At 71.9% G+C, this 22,752-nt stretch carries 16 protein-coding genes and 2 pseudogenes; 13 read left to right on the forward strand and 5 right to left on the reverse strand.

Annotation, left to right across the window (positions count from 1 at the left end):
• The first annotated feature begins 154 nt into the window (after positions 1-154).
• Positions 155-1,669: a GMC family oxidoreductase N-terminal domain-containing protein gene (locus tag AB0F62_RS04765; RefSeq protein ID WP_361792187.1), complete on the forward strand. Its 1,515-nt coding sequence runs from the start codon at positions 155-157 to the stop codon at positions 1,667-1,669.
• A 152-nt stretch (positions 1,670-1,821) separates the two neighbouring features.
• On the opposite strand, the gene AB0F62_RS04770 is transcribed toward AB0F62_RS04765, so the two are convergent.
• The gene (locus AB0F62_RS04770) at positions 1,822-4,002 is read right to left on the reverse strand and encodes a SpoIIE family protein phosphatase (RefSeq protein ID WP_361792189.1); all 2,181 of its coding nucleotides are present in this window, start codon (positions 4,000-4,002) and stop codon (positions 1,822-1,824) included.
• Between the two features lie 181 nt (positions 4,003-4,183).
• Entirely contained in the window at positions 4,184-4,630 is a 447-nt protein-coding gene (locus AB0F62_RS04775; protein WP_361792191.1) for a MerR family transcriptional regulator, read from the reverse strand.
• Between the two features lie 502 nt (positions 4,631-5,132).
• On the opposite strand from AB0F62_RS04775, the gene AB0F62_RS04780 reads away from it, so the two are divergent.
• From AB0F62_RS04780 to AB0F62_RS04820, 9 genes and pseudogenes are all read left to right on the forward strand, one after another.
• Positions 5,133-6,578: a SulP family inorganic anion transporter gene (locus tag AB0F62_RS04780; protein WP_361792480.1), complete on the forward strand. Its 1,446-nt coding sequence runs from the start codon at positions 5,133-5,135 to the stop codon at positions 6,576-6,578.
• Between the two features lie 134 nt (positions 6,579-6,712).
• Positions 6,713-7,204, forward strand: coding sequence for a MarR family winged helix-turn-helix transcriptional regulator (locus tag AB0F62_RS04785; RefSeq protein WP_361792193.1), 492 nt, complete (start codon positions 6,713-6,715; stop codon positions 7,202-7,204).
• An 825-nt stretch (positions 7,205-8,029) separates the two neighbouring features.
• Positions 8,030-8,365, forward strand: coding sequence for a hypothetical protein (locus tag AB0F62_RS04790; protein ID WP_361792195.1), 336 nt, complete (start codon positions 8,030-8,032; stop codon positions 8,363-8,365).
• A gap of 92 nt (positions 8,366-8,457) precedes the next feature.
• A pseudogene (locus tag AB0F62_RS04795) lies at positions 8,458-9,354 on the forward strand (sigma-70 family RNA polymerase sigma factor); the annotation flags it as partial.
• Between the two features lie 126 nt (positions 9,355-9,480).
• Positions 9,481-10,335 (forward strand): annotated as a pseudogene (locus AB0F62_RS04800) (patatin-like phospholipase family protein); the annotation flags it as partial.
• Positions 10,332-11,552, forward strand: a complete 1,221-nt coding sequence (locus AB0F62_RS04805) for a macrolide family glycosyltransferase (RefSeq protein WP_361792197.1) — start codon at positions 10,332-10,334, stop codon at positions 11,550-11,552. The pseudogene AB0F62_RS04800 and the gene AB0F62_RS04805, both read left to right, overlap by 4 nt.
• A 3-nt stretch (positions 11,553-11,555) precedes the next feature.
• Positions 11,556-12,044: a hypothetical protein gene (locus AB0F62_RS04810; protein WP_361792199.1), complete on the forward strand. Its 489-nt coding sequence runs from the start codon at positions 11,556-11,558 to the stop codon at positions 12,042-12,044.
• Positions 12,041-12,988: a hypothetical protein gene (locus AB0F62_RS04815; RefSeq protein WP_361792201.1), complete on the forward strand. Its 948-nt coding sequence runs from the start codon at positions 12,041-12,043 to the stop codon at positions 12,986-12,988. The genes AB0F62_RS04810 and AB0F62_RS04815 overlap by 4 nt, the downstream gene beginning before the upstream one ends.
• On the forward strand, positions 12,985-13,629 hold the full coding sequence (locus AB0F62_RS04820; RefSeq protein ID WP_361792203.1) for a TetR family transcriptional regulator: 645 nt from the start codon (positions 12,985-12,987) through the stop codon (positions 13,627-13,629). Before AB0F62_RS04815 ends, AB0F62_RS04820 begins: the two co-directional genes overlap by 4 nt.
• Positions 13,630-13,746: 117 nt before the next feature.
• Here AB0F62_RS04820 and AB0F62_RS04825 read toward each other — a convergent pair whose 3' ends face one another.
• Both AB0F62_RS04825 and AB0F62_RS04830 read right to left on the reverse strand, forming a co-directional pair.
• Positions 13,747-17,421 (reverse strand): S8 family serine peptidase, encoded by a 3,675-nt coding sequence (locus AB0F62_RS04825; protein ID WP_361792205.1) that lies wholly within the window; start codon positions 17,419-17,421, stop codon positions 13,747-13,749.
• Between the two features lie 847 nt (positions 17,422-18,268).
• Positions 18,269-19,501: a HEAT repeat domain-containing protein gene (locus AB0F62_RS04830; protein ID WP_361792207.1), complete on the reverse strand. Its 1,233-nt coding sequence runs from the start codon at positions 19,499-19,501 to the stop codon at positions 18,269-18,271.
• A gap of 213 nt (positions 19,502-19,714) precedes the next feature.
• On the opposite strand from AB0F62_RS04830, the gene AB0F62_RS04835 reads away from it, so the two are divergent.
• Positions 19,715-20,044 carry a PadR family transcriptional regulator gene (locus AB0F62_RS04835; RefSeq protein ID WP_361792209.1) on the forward strand — a complete coding sequence of 110 codons (330 nt, stop codon included), beginning with the start codon at positions 19,715-19,717 and terminating at the stop codon, positions 20,042-20,044.
• Between the two features lie 61 nt (positions 20,045-20,105).
• Positions 20,106-21,365: a hypothetical protein gene (locus AB0F62_RS04840; RefSeq protein ID WP_361792211.1), complete on the forward strand. Its 1,260-nt coding sequence runs from the start codon at positions 20,106-20,108 to the stop codon at positions 21,363-21,365.
• A 33-nt stretch (positions 21,366-21,398) separates the two neighbouring features.
• Here the strand turns inward: AB0F62_RS04840 and AB0F62_RS04845 are convergent, their stop codons facing one another.
• Positions 21,399-21,983, reverse strand: coding sequence for a PadR family transcriptional regulator (locus tag AB0F62_RS04845; protein ID WP_361792213.1), 585 nt, complete (start codon positions 21,981-21,983; stop codon positions 21,399-21,401).
• A gap of 69 nt (positions 21,984-22,052) precedes the next feature.
• Here AB0F62_RS04845 and AB0F62_RS04850 point away from each other — a divergent pair, with 69 nt between their 5' ends.
• Positions 22,053-22,751: an ABC transporter ATP-binding protein gene (locus AB0F62_RS04850; protein ID WP_361792215.1), complete on the forward strand. Its 699-nt coding sequence runs from the start codon at positions 22,053-22,055 to the stop codon at positions 22,749-22,751.
• Position 22,752: the final 1 nt, after the last annotated feature.

Here is a 22,752-nt window from a genome sequence, read left to right on the forward strand (position 1 = left end):
CGGCGCTACGCTTCTTTTCGTAGGCCGCCACACCCGCGCGACACAGGGCGCCGCGTGCCCCGTCACCCCCTGACGGCGCGAGCCGCAGTGCCCGCGCGGGTGCCAGCGGCGGAACCTCGAACCGATCAACGGATTCGGAACAGCCATGAAATCGATGACCGACAGCTATGACTACATCGTCGTCGGAGGCGGGACGGCCGGCAGCGTGATCGCCGCACGGCTGTCCGAGCACGACGGCCCGCGCGTCCTGCTGCTGGAGGCCGGCACGGCGGAGACCTCGACCGCCATGACCACCCCCCCAGCCTGGCCGACCCTGCTGCACACGGCGGCGAACTGGGGGGACGTCACGGTCCCGCAGCGTGCCACCGGCACCACCGTCCCTCTCGCGCGCGGACGCGCACTCGGCGGAGGATCCGCGATCAACGCGATGAACTTCGTTCGCGGCCACCGCTCCAGCTACGACGCGTGGGCGAGGGACGGCCTCAGGGAGTGGGGATTCGACGGCCTACTGCCCTACTTCAAGCGCAGCGAGCACACCACCGGACGCGATCCCGCGCTGCGCGGAGTCGACGGTCCCCTTGCCGTGGGACCCGCCGACCCCCCGCATCCCGTCGTGGCGGCACTGCTCGAGGCGGCGGCCCAGACCGGGCATCCGCGCGCGGCGGACATCAGCGGCGGAGTGGAGGAGGGGTTCGGGTGGTCCGACCTGAACATCGTCGACGGCAGGCGGCAGAGCGCCGCCGACGCCTATCTGGCCCCCGCCCTGCACCGCCCCCATCTGACCGTGGTGACCGGCGCCCTCGTGCACCGGCTGCACATCCGCGGCGAACGGTGCACCGGAGTGGAGTACACCACCGCGACCGGCGCCTTCTCGGTCGGCTGCACCGGCGAAGTGGTCCTCGCCGCGGGCACCATCGGTTCGGCCCAGCTGCTGATGCTCTCCGGTGTCGGCCCCGAGGAACAGCTGCGCCGCACGGGTGTCGACGTCCTGGTGGACCTGCCGGGTGTCGGGGCGAATCTGCACGACCATCCGATCGCCAACCTCGTCTACCAGGCGGCGCGTCCGGTCCCGGCGGGAGCGAACAACCACGGCGAGGCCTTCGGCCTGGTGCGCAGCGAACCCGGGCTCGACGGCCCCGACCTCCAATTGCTCTTCGTCGACGCCCCGGGCCACATACCCGCGGCCGACGTGCCCGACATGGGGCACGGCTACACCATCGGCGTCTCCCCGATACGGCCCCACAGCCGCGGGAGCGTCCGCCTCGCGAGCGCGGACCCCGGCGTCCCGCCGCTCGTGGACCCGAACTACTACGGCGACGAGCGGGACGTCACCGCGGTCGTCCGGGGGCTGGTCCTGGCACGGGAGATCGGGCGGGCGCCGGCGCTCCGCGAATGGTGCGGGCGCGAGTCCCAGCCGGGTCCGAAGGCGACGGACGACTCCGCCCTGCGGGAGTACGCGCTCAAAACCCTGGCCGCGTACCACCACCCCGTCGGCACCTGCCGGATGGGCGACGACGCGCTGTCGGTCGTCGACGCCACCCTGCGCGTGCGCGGCGTCGGCGGCCTGCGCGTCGCCGACGGCTCCGTCATCCCGTCGATCCCCTCGGCCAACACCAACGCCACCGTCTACGCCATCGCCGAAAGGGCCGCCGAGCTGCTGCGGCCCTGATGGGGCTCCCCCCTTGACCCCACCAGGGCCCAGGCTTACCGAACACGCCTGCAGGACAGGGGTTCTGCCCCCGATCGTGGGAAACGGGGTCGATGGCGAAGGCCGTGACGGGACGACAAGAGCCCGCCACCGTACGGCCGGCCGCTCGCGCACTACAGGGCGCAGACGAATCTGATCAGGAGCAGCGCGATGTCGTCCGTGCGCGGGGCGGTCTGCCGTGCGTGGTCGATCAGGTCCGTGGCGAGCCGGTCCATGGACCGGGACCGGGGCCGGGCCCCGGTGAGCCGGTCGGCGAGCCCGGCCATGGCCTCGTCCAGGTCGACCCCGGGGGTCTCGACCAGACCGTCGGTGTACAGGGCGAGGACCATACCGGGCTCGATCGGGATCTCCATGGAGGGGTAGTCCGCGTCGGGGTCGATACCGAGCAGCAGCCCTGGCGGCACGTCGAGGACTTCCGTGTGCCCGCTCGGATGGCACAGGACCGGCGGAGGGTGTCCCGCGGTGGCCAGAACGGCCCGGCGCCGGGCGAGATCGAGGCGGATGTAGAGGCAGCTGACGAAGCGTCCCGGGTCCAGGTCGACCAGTTGGCGATTGGCCTGGGCGAGCGCTTGGGCCGGTGTGGCTCCGGCAGCCGCGTGGGAGCGGATGGCGGGGCGGATCCGGCCCATGAGCCCGGCGGCGGTGACATTGTGGCCCTGGACGTCGCCGATGACGGCGGCCGCGGTGGTGTCGTCCACGCGGACCAGGTCGTAGAAGTCGCCGCCGATGTCCATGCCGTGGACGCTGGGCAGGTAGCGGGCGGCCACATCCAGTCCGGGAAGGTCGGGCAGCGAGTCGGGCAGCATGGCCGCTTGCAGGGTCTGTGCGAGCTCCTTGTTGGTGTCGTACAGCCGCGCCCGTTCCAGCGCCTGCGCGATCAACCCGGCCAGCGCGGTGAGGACGGTCCGCTGATTGTCCGGGAAGGACTGCGGCCGATCGAAGGCGAGCGCGCAGACGCCAATCGGCCGCCCCGAGACGATCAGCGGCAGATAGGCCCAGGCGTGGAGCTCGTCGTGGCGAAGGGCGTTCGGGTACGCGCGCAGCAGTTCCTCGACGGTGGGAAAGAAGCTCGGCGCGCCGTCGGCGAGGGTCCCGACCGCGGCCGGGGAGACGAACCTCGCTCCCTTGACGATCTCCGCCGGACGGGGGTTGTGGCCCCGGCAACCGATGAGCCGCAGGGCGCCGTCCTCGGATGCGAACAGGGCCAGGGCGAGGGTCTGGGCTCTGAAGGTGGGGAGCATCTCCTCCGCGACGATGTCGACCACGTCGCCCACGCCGACGGCTTCGGAGAGGGCGGCGGCCACGTGCAGCACCTGGTAGAGCTCACCCAGGGCGATCGGCCTGCCCCGGGGCGCCACCGTCCCGGCGGGCACGGTTTTCGGGGTCCCGCCCGGACGGGTGGGCGAGATGCGGACGCTCACCCCCGAGGCGTCGGGGTAGAGCTCGAAGGCGAGCCACCGTCCCGGCGGGACGACGGCGGTGAAGAATTCCGGCATCCGGCTGACCACGGCGGCGCGGAAGCGGTCCTCGAAGGCGGGGTCCGTGGACCAGGACAGGGCCTGCCAGGGCCGTCTGCCGAGAAGAGCGGGAACGCTGCCGCCCATCAGGTCGGCGGCGGCGACGCTGACGTAGGTGAATCTGCCGTCGAGGTCGAGGGTGCAACTGCCCCCCGGAAGACGTGCGGCGAATTGCGCCGCGGCGAGCGCCTCGGACGGCTCCAAGTCCGGGGTGGGCGAAGGACTCAGGGTGCGCGGGGCCGCCGTGGGAGTGACCGGGCGCCCGGTGTCGGCGGCGTCCTGGAGGCATCGCCCGATGCTCCGGCAGGCGGCACGGATCCGCTCCCGGCCCGCGCCCACGGGTTCGGCGACGTCACAGCAGGGCCAGAACAGCAGCAGCGCGCCCCAGGCCGTGGAGCCGGCGAGGATCGGGGCCGCCGCCACCGCGAACCGGTACGGCATGGCGATCGCCGTGCGGGGATAGCGACAGGCGAGTTCCTGGGGCTTGCCGAGCCACACCAGCCGTCGCTCGCGCACCGCGTCGGCCACCGGTACATGGGTCGACAGCCCCACCCCGAACCAGGGCGCCAAGTACTCCGCCGGCATCCCCGTGGTCACCTCGAGCCGCAGCGCGCGGCCCTCGGGCGCCACCAGGAAGACCGCGCCCGCATGCGCGCCCACGTCGCGCACGGCGAGGTCCAGCAACCGGTCCAGTTCCGCCCGCCATGCCGACCCCGCGGCGTCGGATGGAGCGCTCCCGTACGGCTGAGCAGCACCGTAGTCCGGTGTGGCGCGCATAGGACCACCGTACGTCCGGTCCGGTCCGCGCTGCCCGCCGGACCGGACCAGCGGCTCAGGTGCCGACGGTCCGTACCGGCCGGTGACCACAGCACGGTGGAACGCACGCAGCGGTCTCGCCGACCGGGCGCCGGCCGAGACCCGCTCCGCGGAGTGCTCGGCAGCCATGTGACGACAGGCTCTAGCGCGGACGGGCCTCGCCGCCCGGCTCGCCGGCCGCCGGGCCGATCCCGTCGACGGGTCCCAGGTGGGTGCGGAGGGTGGCGGCGAAATCTTCGGCGCGGGCCAGCTGGACGCGCAGGTCCTCGATCTTGCGGGCGGCATCCCGCTCGTAGGTGCGCACGCGCTCCAGAAGCGCGTCGCGCTCCTCGCCTTCCGGCAGGTCCGCGGCGTCGAGGCGGTCGGTCGCGTCGAGCAGGTCGCGCATCTGGTCGAGGGTGAAGCCGAGCGGTTTCATCCTGCGGATGGCCATGAGGCGTGCGACGTCCGCCTCTGTATAGAGCCGGAATCCGCCCTGCGAGCGGGCGGACGGCGTGACCAGGCCGGTTTCCTCGTAGTGCCGGATGGTGCGCAGGGACAGCTCGGTCCGCGCGGCGACCTCGCCGATCTGCATGTGCCCGCTCTCCACGCCCCTTGGCCCTTCTTCCGAGGCTTGCCGCCGCGCCTCCCAGGCCGGCCGCCCTGCCTATACCTACTCTAACGTTAGGGTAGAGTTGCCGGTGCCGAGCGTAGGGCCTACGGCCCTCCTCAGCCGCGTGCGGTGTGGACCTCACAGTCCCCCGCTGCCACACCGGGGCCGATGCCGCTCCCGGCAACGCTTCCGATCCTCGCAGGAGAACCCCGTGCGCGAGTCCACGGCGCCCGGCACCGCCGTCTGTCCGCCATGAGGCGCCGCCTCTGACGCGAACCGGGCCGTACCCACGTACCGCCCCTGTTCCCGTCCGCGACTCCCGCCCGCCCGGCGGCCGTCCGCGAGGCGCCGCTCCGGACCCCGCACCCTTCTCGCACGTCCCGCCTGTCGGCGGGACTGTGCCCGAGCACGACAGGTTCCCGTTCTCTTGCCTTCCTCCGCCCTGTCCCCCGCCGCCCTGTCCCCCGCCGCTCGGCTGCGCGGCCTGCGCCCCGACTGGATGTCCGATCCGAAGGTGTGGCGGACCGAGGTGCTGGCCGGCCTGGTGGTCGCCCTCGCGCTGATCCCCGAGGCGATCTCGTTCTCGATCATCGCCGGGGTCGATCCTGCGATCGGACTGTTCGCCTCCTTCACGATGGCCGTGACCATCTCCGTCGTCGGCGGACGCCGGGCGATGATCTCGGCGGCCACCGGCGCGGTCGCGCTGGTCACCGGCCCACTCAACCGTGAGCACGGCCTGGCCTACCTGATCGCCGCGGTCATCCTGGCAGGCGTCTTCCAAATCGTTCTCGGCGCGCTCGGCGTTGCGAAGCTGATGCGGTTCGTGCCGCGCTCGGTGATGGTGGGCTTCGTCAACGCCCTCGCCATCCTGATCTTCATGGCCCAGATCCCGGAGATGCACGACGTGCCGTGGGCGGTCTACCCGCTCATCACCGCGGGCCTGGTGTTGATGGTGTTCTTCCCGAAGTTGACCACCGTGGTCCCGGCACCGCTGGTCTCCATCGTCGTCCTGACCGTGATCACTGTCGCCGCCGGCATCGCGGTGCCGACGGTCGGGGACAAGGGCGCGCTGCCGTCCTCGCTTCCCGTCCCCGGACTGCCGGACGTGCCGTTCACCCTGGACACCCTGACCACCATCGCCCCCTACGCGCTCGCGATGGCGCTGGTCGGGCTGATGGAGTCGCTCATGACCGCCAAACTGGTCGACGACATCACCGACACCCGCTCCTCCAAGACCCGCGAGTCCATCGGGCAGGGCATCGCCAACATCGTCACCGGCTTCTTCGGAGGCATGGGCGGCTGCGCGATGATCGGCCAGACGATGATCAACGTCAAGGTGTCCGGTGCCCGCACTCGCCTGTCGACCTTCCTGGCCGGCGTGTTCCTGATGGTCCTGTGCATCGTCTTCGGTCCGGTCGTCTCCGACATCCCGATGGCCGCCCTGGTCGCGGTGATGGTGATGGTGTCGTTCGCGACCTTCGACTGGCACTCCATCGCCCCGAGGACTCTCCGGCGCATGCCCGCCGGGGAGATCGCCGTGATGGCCGTCACCGTCGCGGTCGTGGTCGCCACCTCCAACCTGGCCATCGGGGTGGTCGTCGGCTCCGTCACCGCGATGGTCATCTTCGCCAGGCGCGTCGCCCGCCTCGCCGACGTCACCGCGGTCACCGATCCCGACGGCAGCAGCGTCGTCTACGCGGTCACCGGGGAGCTGTTCTTCGCCTCGTCCAACGACCTGATCACGCGTTTCCACTACGCCACCGACCCCGACAAGGTCGTCATCGACCTGTCCGCCGCCCACGTCTGGGACGCCTCCTCCGTCGCCGCACTCGACGCCATCGAGAACAAGTACGCCCAACGCGGCAAGACCGTCGAGATCATCGGACTGAACCAGCCCAGCGCCGCTCTCCACGGCAAGCTCAGCGGCGAACTCACCGGCCGCTGACCACATCGTGACCACACCGGGGACTGCGGGTCTCGGCCCCCTCCCCGCGTGATCCTCGGGACAGCCGCAGACATCGCCCCATTTGGTTTCAAACGATACTGTCTCGAATGAATGGAACGCTGTAATATGCGCTCATGACCGCCGACGCTCCACTCCCCACCGCCACCGCCACCGCACGGGCGACCGAACACCCCGGGGACACCTCGCCTTTCGCCCTCGGGCTCCTGCTGCGCCAGGCGCATTGGCGCGCGGTCACGGTGATGACGGAGGCGCTGCGCCCGCTCGGCATCGAGATTCGGCACTTCGCGGTGATGATCGTGCTGGTCGAACGCGGACCCACGGTGCAGCGGGACCTGGCCGCCGCGACCGGGTCCGACAAGGCGGGGATCATGCGGGTCGTGGACGACCTGGAGCGCAAGGGGCTGGCGGTACGGAAGACCGTTCCGGGAGACCGGCGGGTGCGGGCGGTGGAGATCACGCCCAAGGGCGTCGAGCTCTTCGACGCGGCCCACCTGGCGGCGGAGCCCCTGGCCGAGCGTCTGGTCGCCGACTTGGGACCCGGCGAGGCCGAGCAGCTGACGGATCTGCTGACCCGGTTCGCCTATCCCGCGGACGGCGAGGCGTAGGCACCCCCGCGCCCGCGCGGCACGAACGGCCCCCGGGCGGGCCCACTCGGGCCTGCGGCCTGGGCGGGCCCGCCCTCCGGGCCCCGCGCACCGGCCCCGAGGCCGGCGCACCACCGTCACCGCTCAGATCCCAGAGCCACGGCTGAAACCGGTGGCCGGACGTCGCACGGCATTCCGGGGCCGTGCGTGATCCCACCCTCGTCGGCCTGCGCACAGGCGCGCGCCCGCGGACGGCGCCACAGGACGGCCGTCCGGCGGGAACGGATTGCGCGGCCGCCGCACGTTCCGGGACGGACAAGACGAGATCCGGGACTCACCACCACCACGCGGTCCGCACCGGCGCCGCGCGGCCCCCTCCGCCCGGGGCGGCCATCGCCACCGCTGCCACCGATGCCGGACGCCGCGGCCGAACACGGCCACCCGGTCCGGCCACGCCCCGAGGGCGGACGGGACCAAGGTTCACACCGGGTCCCCGATGGGGTCGGCACCCATGGGCTCAGGGTCCTCTCGGGCCCGATACGCGAGGAACGCGGCGGGCGAACCGGCGACACAAGGGCCGCCTCCCCGGAATATGCGGACGAGTCGGCGCGGAGTACCGCGGCAGGGGCATTCCCCACCTGGTGATGTCTGGCACGGAGAACCACGGAATTCAGGATTCGGACTCCGTGGTAGTTGCACTCGAGATGGTATTGAGTGATACCATCTCGGATGTAACGATGTTCGGCGCGCCGAGAGGACAGGCGGTAACGGATCTTGGACGTCTCCCAGACGGCCACAAGCCGACGGGCGGTGCGCGGATGCACCGACCGGTATGTCCCGGGCGAGGTGCCGGAGCGTTCGCTCCCCGCCGCCGGGGCGCCGTCCGCGTCGAACCTTCAGCCGGGGCACGCCCACGCGCCTGCCGGCGGGCCGCCGGCCGAGCTCGGCGAGCGCGTCGGCGAACGCCTGACCTCGGGCGACTCCGGCGACGAGCCGGAGCACCAGGCGCGCGAGAGGGCCGCTGCCGCGACCCACCACAAGAACGTCGCGAAGGTCGCGTCGCCCCCGAGCGAGCTCATCCTCTTCCGCGGCATGTCGATCCGGTCCGAGGACGACACGGTGCGTCCCACCCGCACGGGCCGGGCGCAGCTCGACGAGACGGTCGCATTCGCCAGTCGTTAGCGAAGACCGCTCATCGGAATCGCCCGATTCCAGGCGCCGGCCGGCGCCACATCACCGGACAGCCGCAAACGGAGGAAGGAGACCGGAGAAACATGCATTTCGAGCCGTCCCCCACGACAAGTGGCCTTGAAGAAGCCGTTTCCGTCTTTACGGAGCATCGGCCGTGCCTCTTCGGAATCGCCTATCGCGTGCTCGGCAGCGTGGTCGAGGCGGAGGACGTGGTCCAGGAAGTATGGCTGCGGTGGCAGAAGACCGACCGCTCCGCCGTGCTGAACCCGGTGGCCTTTCTCGCGACCGCCACGACCCGCTTGGCCATCAACGTCTCCCAGTCCGCGCGCCTGCGCCGGGAGACCTACGTCGGACCCTGGCTGCCCGAACCGATCGACACGAGTGCGGACCCGCAGGTGGGCGCGCAGCGCGCGGAGGCTCTGGAACTGGCCCTGCTGCTGGTGCTGGAGAAGCTCGGCCCCACCGAACGCGCCGCGTACGTGCTGCGTGAGGCGTTCGACTACAGCTATCCCGAGATCGCCGAGATCCTTCAGGTCACGCCCGGCAATGCGCGCAAGATCGTGAGTCGCGCCCGCAAGCGCGTGTCGGCCGAACACCGGGAGAGCGTGGATCCGGCGGAACACCGGCGCCTGGTGGACGTCTTCGTCTCGGCTGCCCGGACGGGGGATGTGGCCTCGCTGGAGGCCCTGCTCACCGAGGACGCCGTCAGTCTGTCCGACGGCAACGGGCTCCGGGGCGCCGCTCGCGTACCGGTACGGGGCCGGGCGCGGGTGGCCAACCTCGCGACCGCCACTCGGCGGTTCTGGCGGGAGGCGGACCCCCGTCCGGTCGAGGCCAACGGCCGTACCGGCCTGCTGATCCATCGCGACGGCGAACCCGCCGTGCTCCTGGTGATCGCCGCCACCAAGAAGGGCGTCCACCAGTTGATGTGGGTGTTCACCCCGAGCAAGATCGCCGCGTTCCTCGATTCGCGTTCCCGCTGCACCGCCTTCCACACGACGGGCGACCGGCCGACGCGCCTCCTGCCGTCGAGGCGGCCTTCCGGGGACGGTGTCGCGGCGGGCCTGCGCGGCCTGCCCCGCCCCGTGGCAGTGGTCGTGGGCGCCGGTGGCGTGCTCGGAGCGGCCCATGTCGGTGCCGGGTACGCGCTGGAGGAGCGCGGTTTCGTCCCGGACATGATCGTCGGGACCTCGGTGGGCGCCCTCATGGGGGCCATCGCCGCCGCGCACCCCGGCGGCTCCGCGGCGTGGCTTGACGATGTGTGGACCCGATTGCGCCGCCGTGAGGTGTATCCGATCGGCTACCCGTCCTCACGGGCCAGCATCTTCACCAACAGCGGCCTGCGGCGGCTGGTCGCCCGCTCCGGCCTGCCGTCGCGGATCGAGGAGCTCGCCGTGCCGTTCACCGCGGTGGCCATGGACCTGGACACCGGCGACCCTGCGTTGCTCGACCACGGGGACCTCGAGTCCGCACTGCTGGCCAGCTCCGCCGTGCCCGGAATCCTGCCCCCCGTGGACCGTGACGGCAGGACGCTCGTCGACGGCGGCGTGATCGCCTATGTCCCGGTGCTGGCGGCCCTGCAGGCCGGAGCGGCGAGCGTGGTCGTGCTGTCGACGGGGCCGGAGGGTTCGCCGTTGCGTCCGGCCGTCCCCCGTCGACGGGCCGGCGCGATCGCCGCCAGGGCGGGACAACTCCTGATGCGTCATCAGATCGAACGGGATCTGCACGAGGTGTCCCGGCAGATACCCACCGTCGTGCTGCCGACCGGCATCGAGAACTGGCCCTCCCCGTGGAACTTCCGCCACGCCCAACGGCTGATCAGCACCGCGCACAAGTCGGCCGGGCGCTTCCTCGACGGAATGCGCGTCAACGGGCCGGGGCTGTACCGGGCCGACGGTCCTGCGACGCCATCGGCCGTGTTCGGGACACCGGGCACCCCCGTGTGGGGGGTGGCCCGATGAGCACCATCGCCTTCCTCAACATCGCCATGCACGGGCGCGTCAATCCGACGCTTCCGGTGGTGGCCGAGCTCGTCCGGCGCGGCCACTCCGTCACGTACCACACCTCGCCCGCGTTCCGTGAGGAGATCGAAGCGGCCGGCGCGACGGTATACCTCTACCCGGGGGGCGACCAGCCGCTCCCCGACCCGCCGACGCCGATCACGCTGATGGAGGGACTCGCGCGCACGGCCGAGCACTTGCTGCCCAGCGTGCTCACCGATCTGCGCCGCACCCGGCCCGAGCTGATCGTCCACGACAACGCCTGTCCGTGGGGCGCGGTCGCCGCCGCCGAGCTCAAGGTGCGGGCAGCGGCTTCGGTCACGACGTTCGCGTTCAACCGGCAGGTACCGAGCCCCACCCGTGGCTCGTGGGAGCTGCTGGCCGCGGCGGCGGCCCGACCGAGCAGCCTCCGGGGCTACCTGCGGTCGCGCTGGGGGCTGCGCCGCCGCTTCGACACCAGCGGACTGCCCCTGGTCGACGTGGGGAACATCCGCCAGCCGCTCAATCTCGTCTACACCTCAAGCGCGTTCCAGCCCGCCGTCGGGGACTTCGACGGGTCCTACCGGTTCGTCGGTCCGAGCATCGGCGCCCGCCCGGCCGACCCGTCGTTCCCCGCCGACCGGCTGCCCGACCCGGTGCTGTACGCGTCACTGGGCACGGTGTTCAACGCCGATCCGCGGTTGCTGCGCACGTTCGTCACCGCGCTCGCCCCGCTGGGCGGCACCGTGATCGTCTCCACCGGGCAGACCGATCCCGCCGCGCTGGGTCCGCTGCCGGCCAACGTGATCGCCCGCCGTTTCGTCCCGCAACCGGAAGTGCTGTCCCGCGCGGCGCTGTTCGTGACCCACGGCGGGATGAACAGCGTCAATGAGGCCATGTACGCCGGGGTCCCGATGCTGGTGGTCCCCCAGGGCGCCGACCAGCCGATGGTGGCGCACCGCGTCACCGAGCTCGGCACCGGCCTGTCGATCCGCACGCAGGACGTCACCGCCGACTCCGTGCACGCCCTCGCCCGGCGGCTGCTCGACGACCCCCGGTTCCGTGTGAACGCCGCCATCCTGCAGGCCGCCCAGCGCGACGCGGGCGGATACCGGCGTGCCGCCGACGAACTCGAGCACTACCTGCGCGGCGACTCCACCGCGCCACCCGCTCCCGTCGACTCCTCACTGCGAGGCTGAGTGATGTCACCCATCGTCGTCGTCCTTCTGATGTTCGCCGGGGTGTCGGAGGCGGCCGGACGCATCGTGCCCATGGCGGCACAACGACCCGGCATGTCGCGGACCGCGGTGGCCGGATTGCTGCTGACCGGTGGCCTCGTCGAGGGCACCGTGTTCGCCCTGTGGCCGCTGACCACCTGGACCCTGGCCGAGCTGGTGCTGTCCGCTCCGCCGGCAGGCGCGCAGTTGGTGTGGACGCCGGGCCTGGCCGCGCCGCTCCTGCTCGCCGGTGTCCTCGCGTTCCCCTGGCTCGGGCCCCTGCTCCACCTGGTGCTCTTCCTGGGGGTCGGGGCCGGTCTGGCCGGTCCGCTCGCCACGGCGACCGGTCTGGGCTGGTGGGCCGCCGCCGGTTGCGTGGCCCTCGCCGGGACCGGGCTGGGTCTGGCCGTCGAGGCCATCCGTCGTCTGGTCGTGCGGCTCAGCGCGACCGAGGTACGGGAGGCGATCGCATGAACGACTTCCTGCTCTGGGCCTTCGCGGTCGGGCCGGTGCTGCTCGCCGAAGCCCTGCTCGCGCGCTACGAGGTACTGGCCTACGGCGCGCGCTGGCGGACCCCCCTCACCGACCTCCCGCCGGGTGTGCCCTACGCCCGGGGCGCGGCCCCCGACAGCCCCCCGGCCGCCTATCTCGTCTACCTGGACGGCATCGGCAAACGCCGCGTCCGCGACAGCCGGGACGGCGGCCAACTGGTCAAGGCCCTGCTCGCCGGAGCGCCGGAGCTGCGCGTGCTCGGTCAGGTGCAGCCCTACTCGCCCCTGGCCGACCCACTGGCCGACCGTCCCGTGTGGAAGTGGCTGCGCCGCCGCATCGGACTGCTGCTGTTCCTCCACAATGTCGTGCAGATCTTCGTCGCCGCCGACCACAGGTACCGGCCCCTGTACAACCGGGCCGTCGGCTCCCAGATCGCCACCCAGCTGCGGCTCGCCGGCTACCGGCCCGACAGCGGTGTCCCCGTGGTGCTGCTCAGCTACAGCGGCGGCGCCCAGGTCGCCGGCGGCGCGGTCGCCGAGCTGCACCGCCAACTGCGTTCCCCGCTGCTGCTGATCACGCTGGGCGGGTTCCACAACGGCGCCAACGACCTCACCCATGCCGATCACCTGCATCGGCTGACCAGTACGAGCGACCGGATCGAACGACTCGGCACGTGGATCTTCCCTCAGCGCTGGCGGCTGTTCCGCGGCAGCGCATGGAACCGGGCCGACCGAGCGGGGAAGATCACCACCCATCGCCTGGACCCGGCCACGCACGTGGGGCCGCGCAGCTACATCAGCCCGACGGCCGAGCTGCCGGACGGCCGCAGCCACCTCGACCGCACAGCCGACACCGTGATCGCACTCATCCGCGCCCACCACGGCGCGACCGTTATCGCCGGAGCGACCGAGGAGGGCGTGCGATGACCGACGGAACCGACCACCCGAACCACCCGGCCGCCCGCGGACCGAGCAGCACCAGGACCCGGATCCTCACCGCGGCGCTCGAACTCTTCGCCGCCAACGGCTATTCCGGCACCACGACGCGCGGCATCGCAGAACAGGCGCAAGTGGACCCGGCGATGATCTACCACTTCTTCGGCAACAAGAGCGGGCTCTTCCAGCTCGCGGTCTCCTCCCGGATCGACCCCTCCACCCTCTTCGGTTCCCCCGCGGACGAGGAACCCGAACCCGGGCGGGGGAACCGCGGGAAGTGGATCGCGCGGACGTTCCTCTCCGTCTGGGAGAACGAGTGGACCCGCCCGGCGCTGGTCGCCGTCTATCGATCCGGCCTGTCGCAGGAGGCGATCGGCAAGAGGCTCCGTGACCGCGTCGAGGAGGCCTTCACGTCGTACCTGGGCCACGCCGTCCGTGAGGAGACCGACCGGACGGCGGCGTTCACTTCCCTGGCGTTCGCGCAGCTGACCGGGATCGTCATGCTGCGCTATGTCTTCCCGGTGGAGCCGCTGGCCTCGCTCGACTTCGAGGAACTGATGCGGTCGCCGGCCCTCGCCATCGGGGGCGGCCCGTGCGCACGCTGCGCACGGACCGGACCCGAGGGATGGTGAGGCCTTTCACGACCTCGACGCGCAGGCCTGCGGTACCGGACCGCTGCTGGGGCGCCACCGCACGGAACGGCCGGTGCCCCGCACGCCGGAAGCGCGGGACACCGGCCGCTCGAGAGGTCACTTGAGGCCGAAGGCCCGGGTGACGGTCTGGGTGACGCCGCCGCCGTTGCGCTGCTCGGCGGTGACCCGGATGGAGACGTACCGTGCCCGTGACGGGGCGTTCAGCGACGCCTGCCAGGTGCCCTTCCGCTCCTTCAGCCCCAGCCGCCGCCAGGACGCCCCGTCGTCGTAGGAGACCTCCAGCTTCAGCGCGGAGACCGCGTCCCGGGCGGAGTCCCCGCCGAGCACGGCGGGCGTGACGGAGAAGGCCGACGTGCGCTTCGCCCGCCCCGCGAGGTCGAGTTCGGTTCCGTAGTCGAGTTGGACCAGCGGGACGGCCTGCAGGCCCTCGGCGGCGCCGGAGACGAACCTCCACTCGGTGTGCGTGATGGCCGAGTAGGGGGTCAGCTCGCTGTTCCCCTCCGTGTCGACCACCAGCCGGTACGGGAGCTTCTCCGGAGCCAGGTCGCCCACCCCGTACTGGGGCCAGGGCCCGTTCTGCACCAGCAGTTTGTCGCCCTGGTAGAGCGCGAACCTCCGCGACATCAGCCCGGTGTCACCGCTGTGCGCCGACCCCCCGTCGCCGAATCCCGCCACGATCCCGCCCATCCCGTTCTCGACCCGGAACGGGATCTCGGCGCCGACCATGCGCGGCCGTGTGATGGGACCGAACCAGCGGTCCTTCTGCACACTGCCCGGCCGGTAACCCACGACGTCGGTGAAGGTGGCCCAGCCCTCGATGCTCGCGTACTGCTGCCACTTGACGCCGGGTCCGGCGGAGACCCAGTCGGTACGCCGCCCCGGAGCGACCAGTTCCTTCGGGAACGGCGGGACCCGCACCATCCCGTACCCGGCGTACGGGTAGGCGGCCGGCCAGTGCTCGTACGACGGGCTGTCCTCCCGGCTCTCCACGACCCGCTTGCCCGCGGGCGGGGCGAAGTCCAGGTCGATGCGGGCGAGACTGCCGGGGTCCGTCGCCGCGGAGGGATCGGCGGGCACCCCTCCGCGGTGGTAGTCGACGAGGTCGTAGAGGTACTTCGGCGCGGGGTGCGCCTCGACCGCCAGCTTCGCCCCGCTCCTGCCCGCGCTCTTGATCGACCGGATCAGCGCCTCTCCCTCGTCCATGGTGAGCGAGGCCACCGGGACCGGCCCGGTCGTCAGGCCGTCCGGGTCGCCGTACCAGTCGCTCTTGCGGCCGTCGCCGTCGTTGACGACCAGGAGCATCGCCGCACCCGCGGCGCGCGCCGCGGCCGCCTGATCGGTGGGCGCCACCGCGGCGGCGCTGCGCACGACCACGGCCTTGCCGCGTACGGATAGGCCGGTGTAGTCGGCACGCGCGCCGTTGCCGGCGAAGACGGCGTTCACGCGGGTCGTGCCGTCCGGGAGCAGCCGGGAACCGGGCTGCACCAGCAGGGTGTCGTCCAGGCTGCGTCCGCCGAAGGTGATCCTCAGCGGAGCCTGCTTCGCGCGGATCCGGGTGGTGAAGACGAAACTGCCCTTCTTCACCTTGCCCTTGGTGGGCAGGGCCCACAGGCTGTCGTAGGCGGGGGAGGGCATCATGATCTGGTGCAGGGCGCGGTCGTCGTCCGGTGTGGGCTCGCTCGAGGTGAAGGAGCGGTAGAGGTCGATCCTGGCCGTGGCGACGGTGGTCGGCTTGGCCGTCGCCACCTTGACCCGGCGCACGCGCGAGGCGTCGAGCTCAACCTCCCGGTCGGCCCTGAGGTCGATCTCGGGAAGGGTCAGCACCGCGAATCCGAGGGAGTGGGGGCCGTGGCGGCCTGCCACGTCCGCCGTGGAGACGACCGTGTAGGAACCGGGGGCCCAGCGGCTGGTGAGCTTGCCGTCCGGGACCCACATGACGGTGGTCTTCCCGTCGGCGCCCGTGATCTCGGCCTCGCCGCTCACGGGCCTGCCTGCCTGGTCCTTCAGGCGGATGGTGAGGTCGTACTTCTCCGACTCGACGGAGACCCCCAGGGCCGTGTGCACCGTGCCGGCCCCGTGGCGCGCGGTGACCTGGGCGGCGTACCGGCCCGGGGCCAGCCCCTTCGGGTCGATCACGACGCCGACCCGCGCGGTGCCTCGCGCCGGCACGGTGACGCGGCGGGCGGCCGGCGTGAACACTCCGGCGGGTGAGTCGCCGGGGTCGGCGGAGAGGTCCAGGGTGATGGGCCGGTCGGTGGTGTTGGAGTAGGTGATCTCCCGCTTGATCGGCGTTCGCCGCGTGCCGGGCGACCAGCGCACGAGTCCCGCGTCCACGGATCCGGTCGCGACGACCTGGTCCTGACGGTAGGCGGCGGCGACGTTCAGCCGGCCGGCGCCGGCCTGGTAGGGACTGTAGTCGGGGGTGGGCGCGCTGGTGCTCATCAACGCGTCCTTGATCTGCCGCCCGGTCCACTTCGGGTGCTTCTGGGCCAGCAGGACCGCCGCACCGGCGACGTGGGGCGCCGCCATGGAGGTGCCGCTGTCCGAGCGGTAGTAGCCCTCGCCCCCGTCGTTCATGTGCTGGGAGCGCGCCGCCAGTACGTCCACACCGGGAGCGGTCAGGTCCGGCTTGAGGGCGTCGTCGTTCAGGCGGGGCCCGGCGCTGGAGAAGTCGGCGAGGTGGTCCGAACCGTCCACCGCGCCGACGGTGAGCGCGGCGTCCGCGGTTCCCGGCGCGGTCACGCTGTAGGGGGTGTTGCCGGTGTTGCCCGCGGCGATGACGAAGAGGGCACCCGTCTCGGCGCTCAGCCGGTTGACCGCCTGGCTCAGCGGATCGTCCTGGGTGTGCCACGCCGGCGTGCCCAGGCTCATGTTGACCACCTTGGCGTGTTCGGTCCGTGCCGCCCACTCCATGCCCGCGATGATCCCGGATATCGGGCCCGAGCCGTTGTCGCCGAGGACCTTGCCGACCAGGAGGTCGGCACCGGGGGCGACTCCCCGCTCCTTGCCGCCGGAGGCGGCGCCCGTCCCGGCCACGGTGGAGGCGGTGTGGGTCCCGTGGCCGTTCCGGTCGACGACGTCCTCGCCCGGGACGAAACTGCGGGTCGCCACGATGCGTTGGGCGAGGTCGGGATGGGTGGTGTCCACTCCGGAGTCCAGTACCGCGACCCGGACCCCGGTGCCGGTGCCTCCCGCGGCCCAGGCCGCGGGGGCGCCGATCTGCGCCGTGGTGTCGGCGAGTGCCGCCTTCGCCTTGCCGTCCAGCCACACCTTGTCGACACCGGCGGCGAAGGAGGGTGCCGCCGCGTCATCCGGGGCCGCGTCGGACTGCGCCCGGGACCGCCGGGAGTCCTGCCGACCGGCGCCGGTGAGGGCGGCCCAGAACGCGGCGGCCTTCGACCGCTTGGCGCGAACGGCTCCCCCGCGGACGGACGGGAGATCCAAAGCGGTCTCCGCCCCCGGCAGCGCGGTGGCGGACGGCCGGACGGCCGAGGTCTTCGAGGCGCCGGGTTCGAACGGGGACGAACTCCCGGAGTAGGTGACGATCAACGGGAGCGCGCTGGTGTGCGCGTCGTCGTAGCCCTGGGCCACGAGCTGCGTGACGTTGAAGAGTTGTTTGTCGAGCCGTCCGGTCGCGATGTAGGCCATGGCCTCGTCGGGGTACACGAAGGTGTCACCGCCCTCGGTGGCGACGCGCACCGATCCCTTGGCTCCGGGCGCGCGCTCGACGTCCACCGAGGGGACCGTGGCGCTTCCCTGACTGATCGTCACCTTGTCACCGGTAATGAGTGTCACCGTCACGGGCGCCCGCTGAGCGGTCCCGTGTCCGGCCGAGGCGAACGGGTGAGGTGCGGAGGGACCGTCACCGTGGGCCGCCGCAGGGGTGATCAGGGTGGCGACAAGAGCTGCGGCGACCGACGCTGCAGATCTTCGGACGAAGGGCCGTGACACATTGCCTCCAGATTCGCGATTGAGCGAATCCGACCACCCCCGGAGAGGAAATGTAAAGTACTTGAACTAATTACTTCCCGACTGTAGCGTGCAGCCCGTTTGCCCTCCTTCCGGAAAGGAAGGCACTCCCCCATGAACATCCCAAGAGTGGACATGTCTTCACCTTCCGACCCCAACTGCCGCGTCACACACCGAACAACGCGCAGCCACCGGTAACCGGCCAGGCTCGCCGAAACGCCCGCGCCCACCCGTCCGCCTGTTCTGGCATTCGGACGGAATCACGAGGTTTTTACACGCGGGAAACAGCACAGCGATCCGCGATTCCGTACGGTCCGAGGAGACGGAAAGCGGAAGCGCCCGAAGCCGGACCGCGAGATCCTCCGCCGCGGAAAATGGCAGCGGCCGGCCGCACCCGGCTCCCGGCACGTATTCGGGCAATGCGGTGAAGCCGCCGAAACGCCGTATCCGAGGCCTGGCGGGATCTCTCTCTCCCTGCCCCAACGCGGCTCACCGCCACCGGCCCTCTGATCCGCACGTCCGAGCGGCGCCGCCGCCGCCAGCGCGCGGCCGCGCGGATCTCGGCCGCCTTGCCCTCGGCGGACGCTCCGGCCGTCACCACTCGCCCTCGGCCGGGTCCGCCAAGATGTGGCGGGGCGTCACTGCCGGCCTATTGGCCGGCCTCGGCGATCCCGGTGTAGACGCGCAGGTCTGCATGCCGGGTCGGGACCTTCCATCGCTGGAGAGCGTCCATCGCGTCGGATGGCCAGGCAGCCTCTTCCCGGTCGGCGACGAAGCGCACAACACACTGCTGCGCGCTGTTCAGGTCGGCGAAGGACTGGGGCGGTTCGTCAGGATCGCCAGGGAAAATCAGCGTGAACAGTGTTTGCGCCATGTAGTACCCGTCGTCAAACCCTTCGACGCCCGTGCAGTCGGCCAGGCCGGCCAGCATGGCATCGACCGCCCGGAGCGTCGTGGCCTCGGACGTTCCGGCCAGGGCCATCGCCGCGAGGCCGCTGTACGAGCCGCTCAGAAACGACATGGTCCCGGTCTTTGCGGGCGGGTGGGCGACGACCTCCGTCAGCACGTCGACGACGGCCGGACCGGCGATGCCGAACCGGGTCAACGCGAAGGCGGAGGCCCAGCGCAGTTCGACGATGGGGCTGTCCAGGTAGCGCGCGACAAAGGGCACGGTCGCCGGATCGCCGAGCAGACCGAGCGTGACCACTCCCGTCGCGGCGGCGCCAGGCGATTCCTCATCGGCGACAAACGCCTTCAGGAGCGGAATCGACGTCCCCGAGGACTCGGGGAACCACGCCAGCAAGTTCGCCGTCCCGGCGCGCAGTTCGGGGCTGTCCGAGGTCAGCAGGACGGCGAGTTCGGGAAGTGCTTCCCGGACGGCGTCATGGCAACGCACCACCGCTTCAGCGTCGATGAGCACCTGCGCCCAGCTCTCCTCGCGCTGTTTGCGCTGCTCATCGTCCGCCGCTTCGCCGATCCACTGAGCCCACTTGTCGGCTTCGCCGCGTAGATTCGCCAGGTAGGCACGGTCTTCCCGAGGGTCATAGCCGTTCGGCAGATGGTTGTTGTCCAGACCGATCGCGATGGCGACCAGCAGACCGACGAACCGATGCCTGTTGACCAGTCTCGGGTCGAGTGCCATCCGCACAAGGAACGGAACGGTGTACACCGCGGCCTGCGATCGTGTCCCCTGGTGCACGATGTGGTCCGCGAGCCGCACATCCGGCGGGTACCGGCCCTCCCACGCCCCCGACCGCATCGCCCGGAGGTGTCCGGGAACGTCGTCGGCCATGCCGTAGGAGTGCTGCAGCTCGGCCCAGGGCACATCGTCCAAGCCGGTCAGAGGGTCGTCACCGACGTCGTTCCACCCGCTGGCACTCATCGAGCCGTCCTCCCTGGAGATCGTTGACGGCCGAACGGTAGCGGCGGGCACCGACACTGTGGCCGACAACCGGGTTCCGGGGGACCGGCGACCGGCGACCGGCGACCGGCGACCGGCGACCACCCAACTGGGCCCAACAACGAGGCGACATGGCCGCGCTCGTGACCGCGGAGGGGCTTGCGCACTAACTCTATCTAGGTAGATATTGACGGCATGCCTCGTGCACGACGTCCCTCACCGCAGACCGCGGCCGTGCTCATCGCCCTCGCCGAGGCAGGTGCGGGCTGGTGTCACGGCTACGACCTGTGCCGCGCCCTCGGCCTGAGGGCGGGCACGGTCTACCCGATCCTCATCCGCCTCGCCGAGCGGGGGCAGGTGGAGACCTCCTGGGAGTCCGACCCGCCGCGCGGGCGACCGGCCCGGCACCTGTACCGGCTCACCAGCGCGGGTGCCGAACTCGCGCGCACCGTCGCCGTCCCGGGGCGCGCCGGCGCGCCCGCGGCCGCGCCCGGTTCGGCCCGGCTCTCGCCCGGCACCGCCTGACCCTCGACCGCCTGTCCCTCGACCGCCCGACCCCGGCCCGCCCTGCCTTCGGAGGCCCTCGATGCTCGGATTCCTCCTCTTCGTGGTGGTGCTCGCACCGGCGCCCCTGCTCGCCACGGTGGTGCTCGCGGGCCGCGTACGTGACGCCGCGCGCCGGGGCGGTGTGCGCACCCTCGCCACGCGTACCGGCGCCGCGTGGCGGTACGGCACCGCACGCCCTGTGTGGCCGGGGCTGATCGCTGTCCTGGTGGGCGCCGCCCTGCTCACCTTCGGCCTGGAACGCGGGTATCTCGCCACGGTCACGAAGGGCCCCGGCTGGGGCTTCGACGTGGTCCTGCTGGCGATCGTGCTCGGACTGCTCGCGGCGGTGATGTGCGCCGCGCTGTGCGGCCTGGCCGCGGCCGCCGTGACCCGTGCGCGCGGATTCGGGGCGGGAACCGTCGCCGGGCTGCTCACCCTGGTCGCGGTCGCCGCCGGCACCGCGTCCGCCCATCTGCCGTTGCGCGCCGGCTATCTGGCCGATCCCGGCAGGTTCCCCGCCGTCGCGAACATCGCCGACGGCGACCTTCTGGTGCCGTTCGAGGTGTTCCTCGCCGCGCTGATCTGGGCCCTGCCATGGCCCGTCCTGGGAGCGGCGCTCGGCAGCCGCGGCGCGACCGCGGGGGACCGGCACGCGCCACGCGACATCTGGCAGCTCCTGCTCGACCTGGCCACCGCCGACCTGCCCGAGCACCGGGCGGCCTGGGGCGTGGCGCTGCGGTCCGAGCTCGCCGCCATCGAACCGCCCGCGGAGCGTCGCGGATTCGCACTCGGCGGGGTGTGGACCGCGCTACGGTCGGCGCCGCCGCGCGGCACGTGGGTCGGGGCGGGCGGAGTGGCGCTCATCGTGGCGGGCGGATCGTACGCGGCGTCTCGCTGGTCGCTGACGCACGACCGGGGCGGCGTGCTCGACTTCTGGATGGCCTTCCCGAGCCTCCTGCTGTTCGCGGTCGCGCTGGCCGCCGCCTGGCGTACCCGTTCCTTCGGCGCGGGGCTGCGCGCGGCAGCCCTGGCGGGGCTCGCCGCCCTGGTGGCGGTGGTCGCCGTGGGTGTTCCCGAGGCCGTGGTCTGGACGAACCGGCAGGCCGGTTATCTGAGCACCGGTGACGCCGTGCCCCCGACGTGGCAGTCGGCGGTACTCGATGTGCTGCGCCCGGAGTTCATCGTCGGCATGATCGTCTTCTGGGCGACGGCCACGGCCGGCGGCGCGGCCCTGGGCGCGGTGCTCGCACGTCATCGCACCCGCGCCTCCGGCGGTCTTCCCACGGCGGCGCACCGCTGACGGTGCTCCGCCGGGACATCATCGCGCGGCCGCCTACATCGCCCCGCGCTCGCGGGCTTCGGGTTCCTCCGGCGCTTCATGTGATGTGACACCGCGTCGCGCGAGCGGCTCGAGCCGTTGGGCGGCACTGTCCACCAGTTCCAGATCCGCCTTGGTGTGGGCGATGGCCGCGTCAATGAGCAGGGCCACCAGCGGGTCGTCCGTATGGCCGCGCCGCAGACGGGTGAGGCCGGCGAGTTCGGAGAGGTAGGTCTGGCGCTGGCTCTCCGCCAGGGCCCGCACGGCATCGGAGCCGAGTGAGGCGGCGCCGAACAGCTTGAGGAACAACTCGTCGCGGAAGCCGCCGGTGCGGACCCACGCCGTCGTCGCCCAGGTGCGCAACTCGTCCTGCCCGTGCGGCGTGAGGGTGTAGCGCGTCTTGTCGGGGCGGTCGGACTGCGCCACTTGGGACCGGGTGACATGGCCGTCGCGCACCAGCCGGTCCAGGATCTGGTAGAGGTGCCCGATGTTGAGGCCGCCCCACTGCGGGCCGATCGCCTCCTCGAAACGGCTCTTGAGCTCGTAGCCGTGACTCGGCCCCTCGGACAGCAGCGCGAGCACCGCGTGGTGCAGTGGCATTTGGCGTCCCCTCTGTGTTGTGACAATGTACCCCTGCATTGCCGCAATGCAGGAGGGGTGGTCAGAACCATGAGCGTGGCCTTGCGGGACGTGACCCGCCGGCACCCGGGGGTCGTGGCGCTGGACGGCGTCGACCTGGAGATCGGGGACGGCGAATCCGTCGCCCTCACCGGCCCGTCCGGCGCCGGCAAGTCGACCGTGCTGCACGTGGTCGGCGGCATGGACCTGCCGGACTCCGGCACGGTGGAGGTCGACGGCACCGCCCTGACACCGGGTGGCCTGGACGCCCATCGCCGCCGGATCGGCTTCGTCTTCCAGCGCTTCCACCTCCTGCCCGCCCTGACCGTGCTGGACAACGTCCTCGCGCCGGTGCTCCCCCGTCGGGTGGACTTCGACCGGCGGGCCCGCGCCATGGAACTGCTGGACGCCGTGGGCCTGGCGCAGCGGGCCGGGGCGCTGCCCTCGGAGCTGTCGGGTGGTCAGCAGCAGCGAGTGGCGGTCGCCCGGGCGCTGATCAACCGGCCCGGTCTGCTGCTCGCGGACGAGCCGACCGGCAACCTGGACAGCGCGACCGGCCGGGAGATCATCGACCTGCTGCTCTCGCTGACCGAGCAGTACGGGATGACACTGCTCGTCGCCACGCACGACGTGGAGGTCGCCGCGAGCTGCGACCGGATCGTGCGCCTGCACGACGGCCGGATCGTGGCCGACGAACGGGTCACGCCCGCCGCCGACGTACTCGACCGGCTCGGGGGACTCCGCCCGTGAT

This window comes from Streptomyces sp. NPDC026673, from assembly GCF_040638135.1.
Taxonomy (GTDB): domain Bacteria; phylum Actinomycetota; class Actinomycetes; order Streptomycetales; family Streptomycetaceae; genus Actinacidiphila.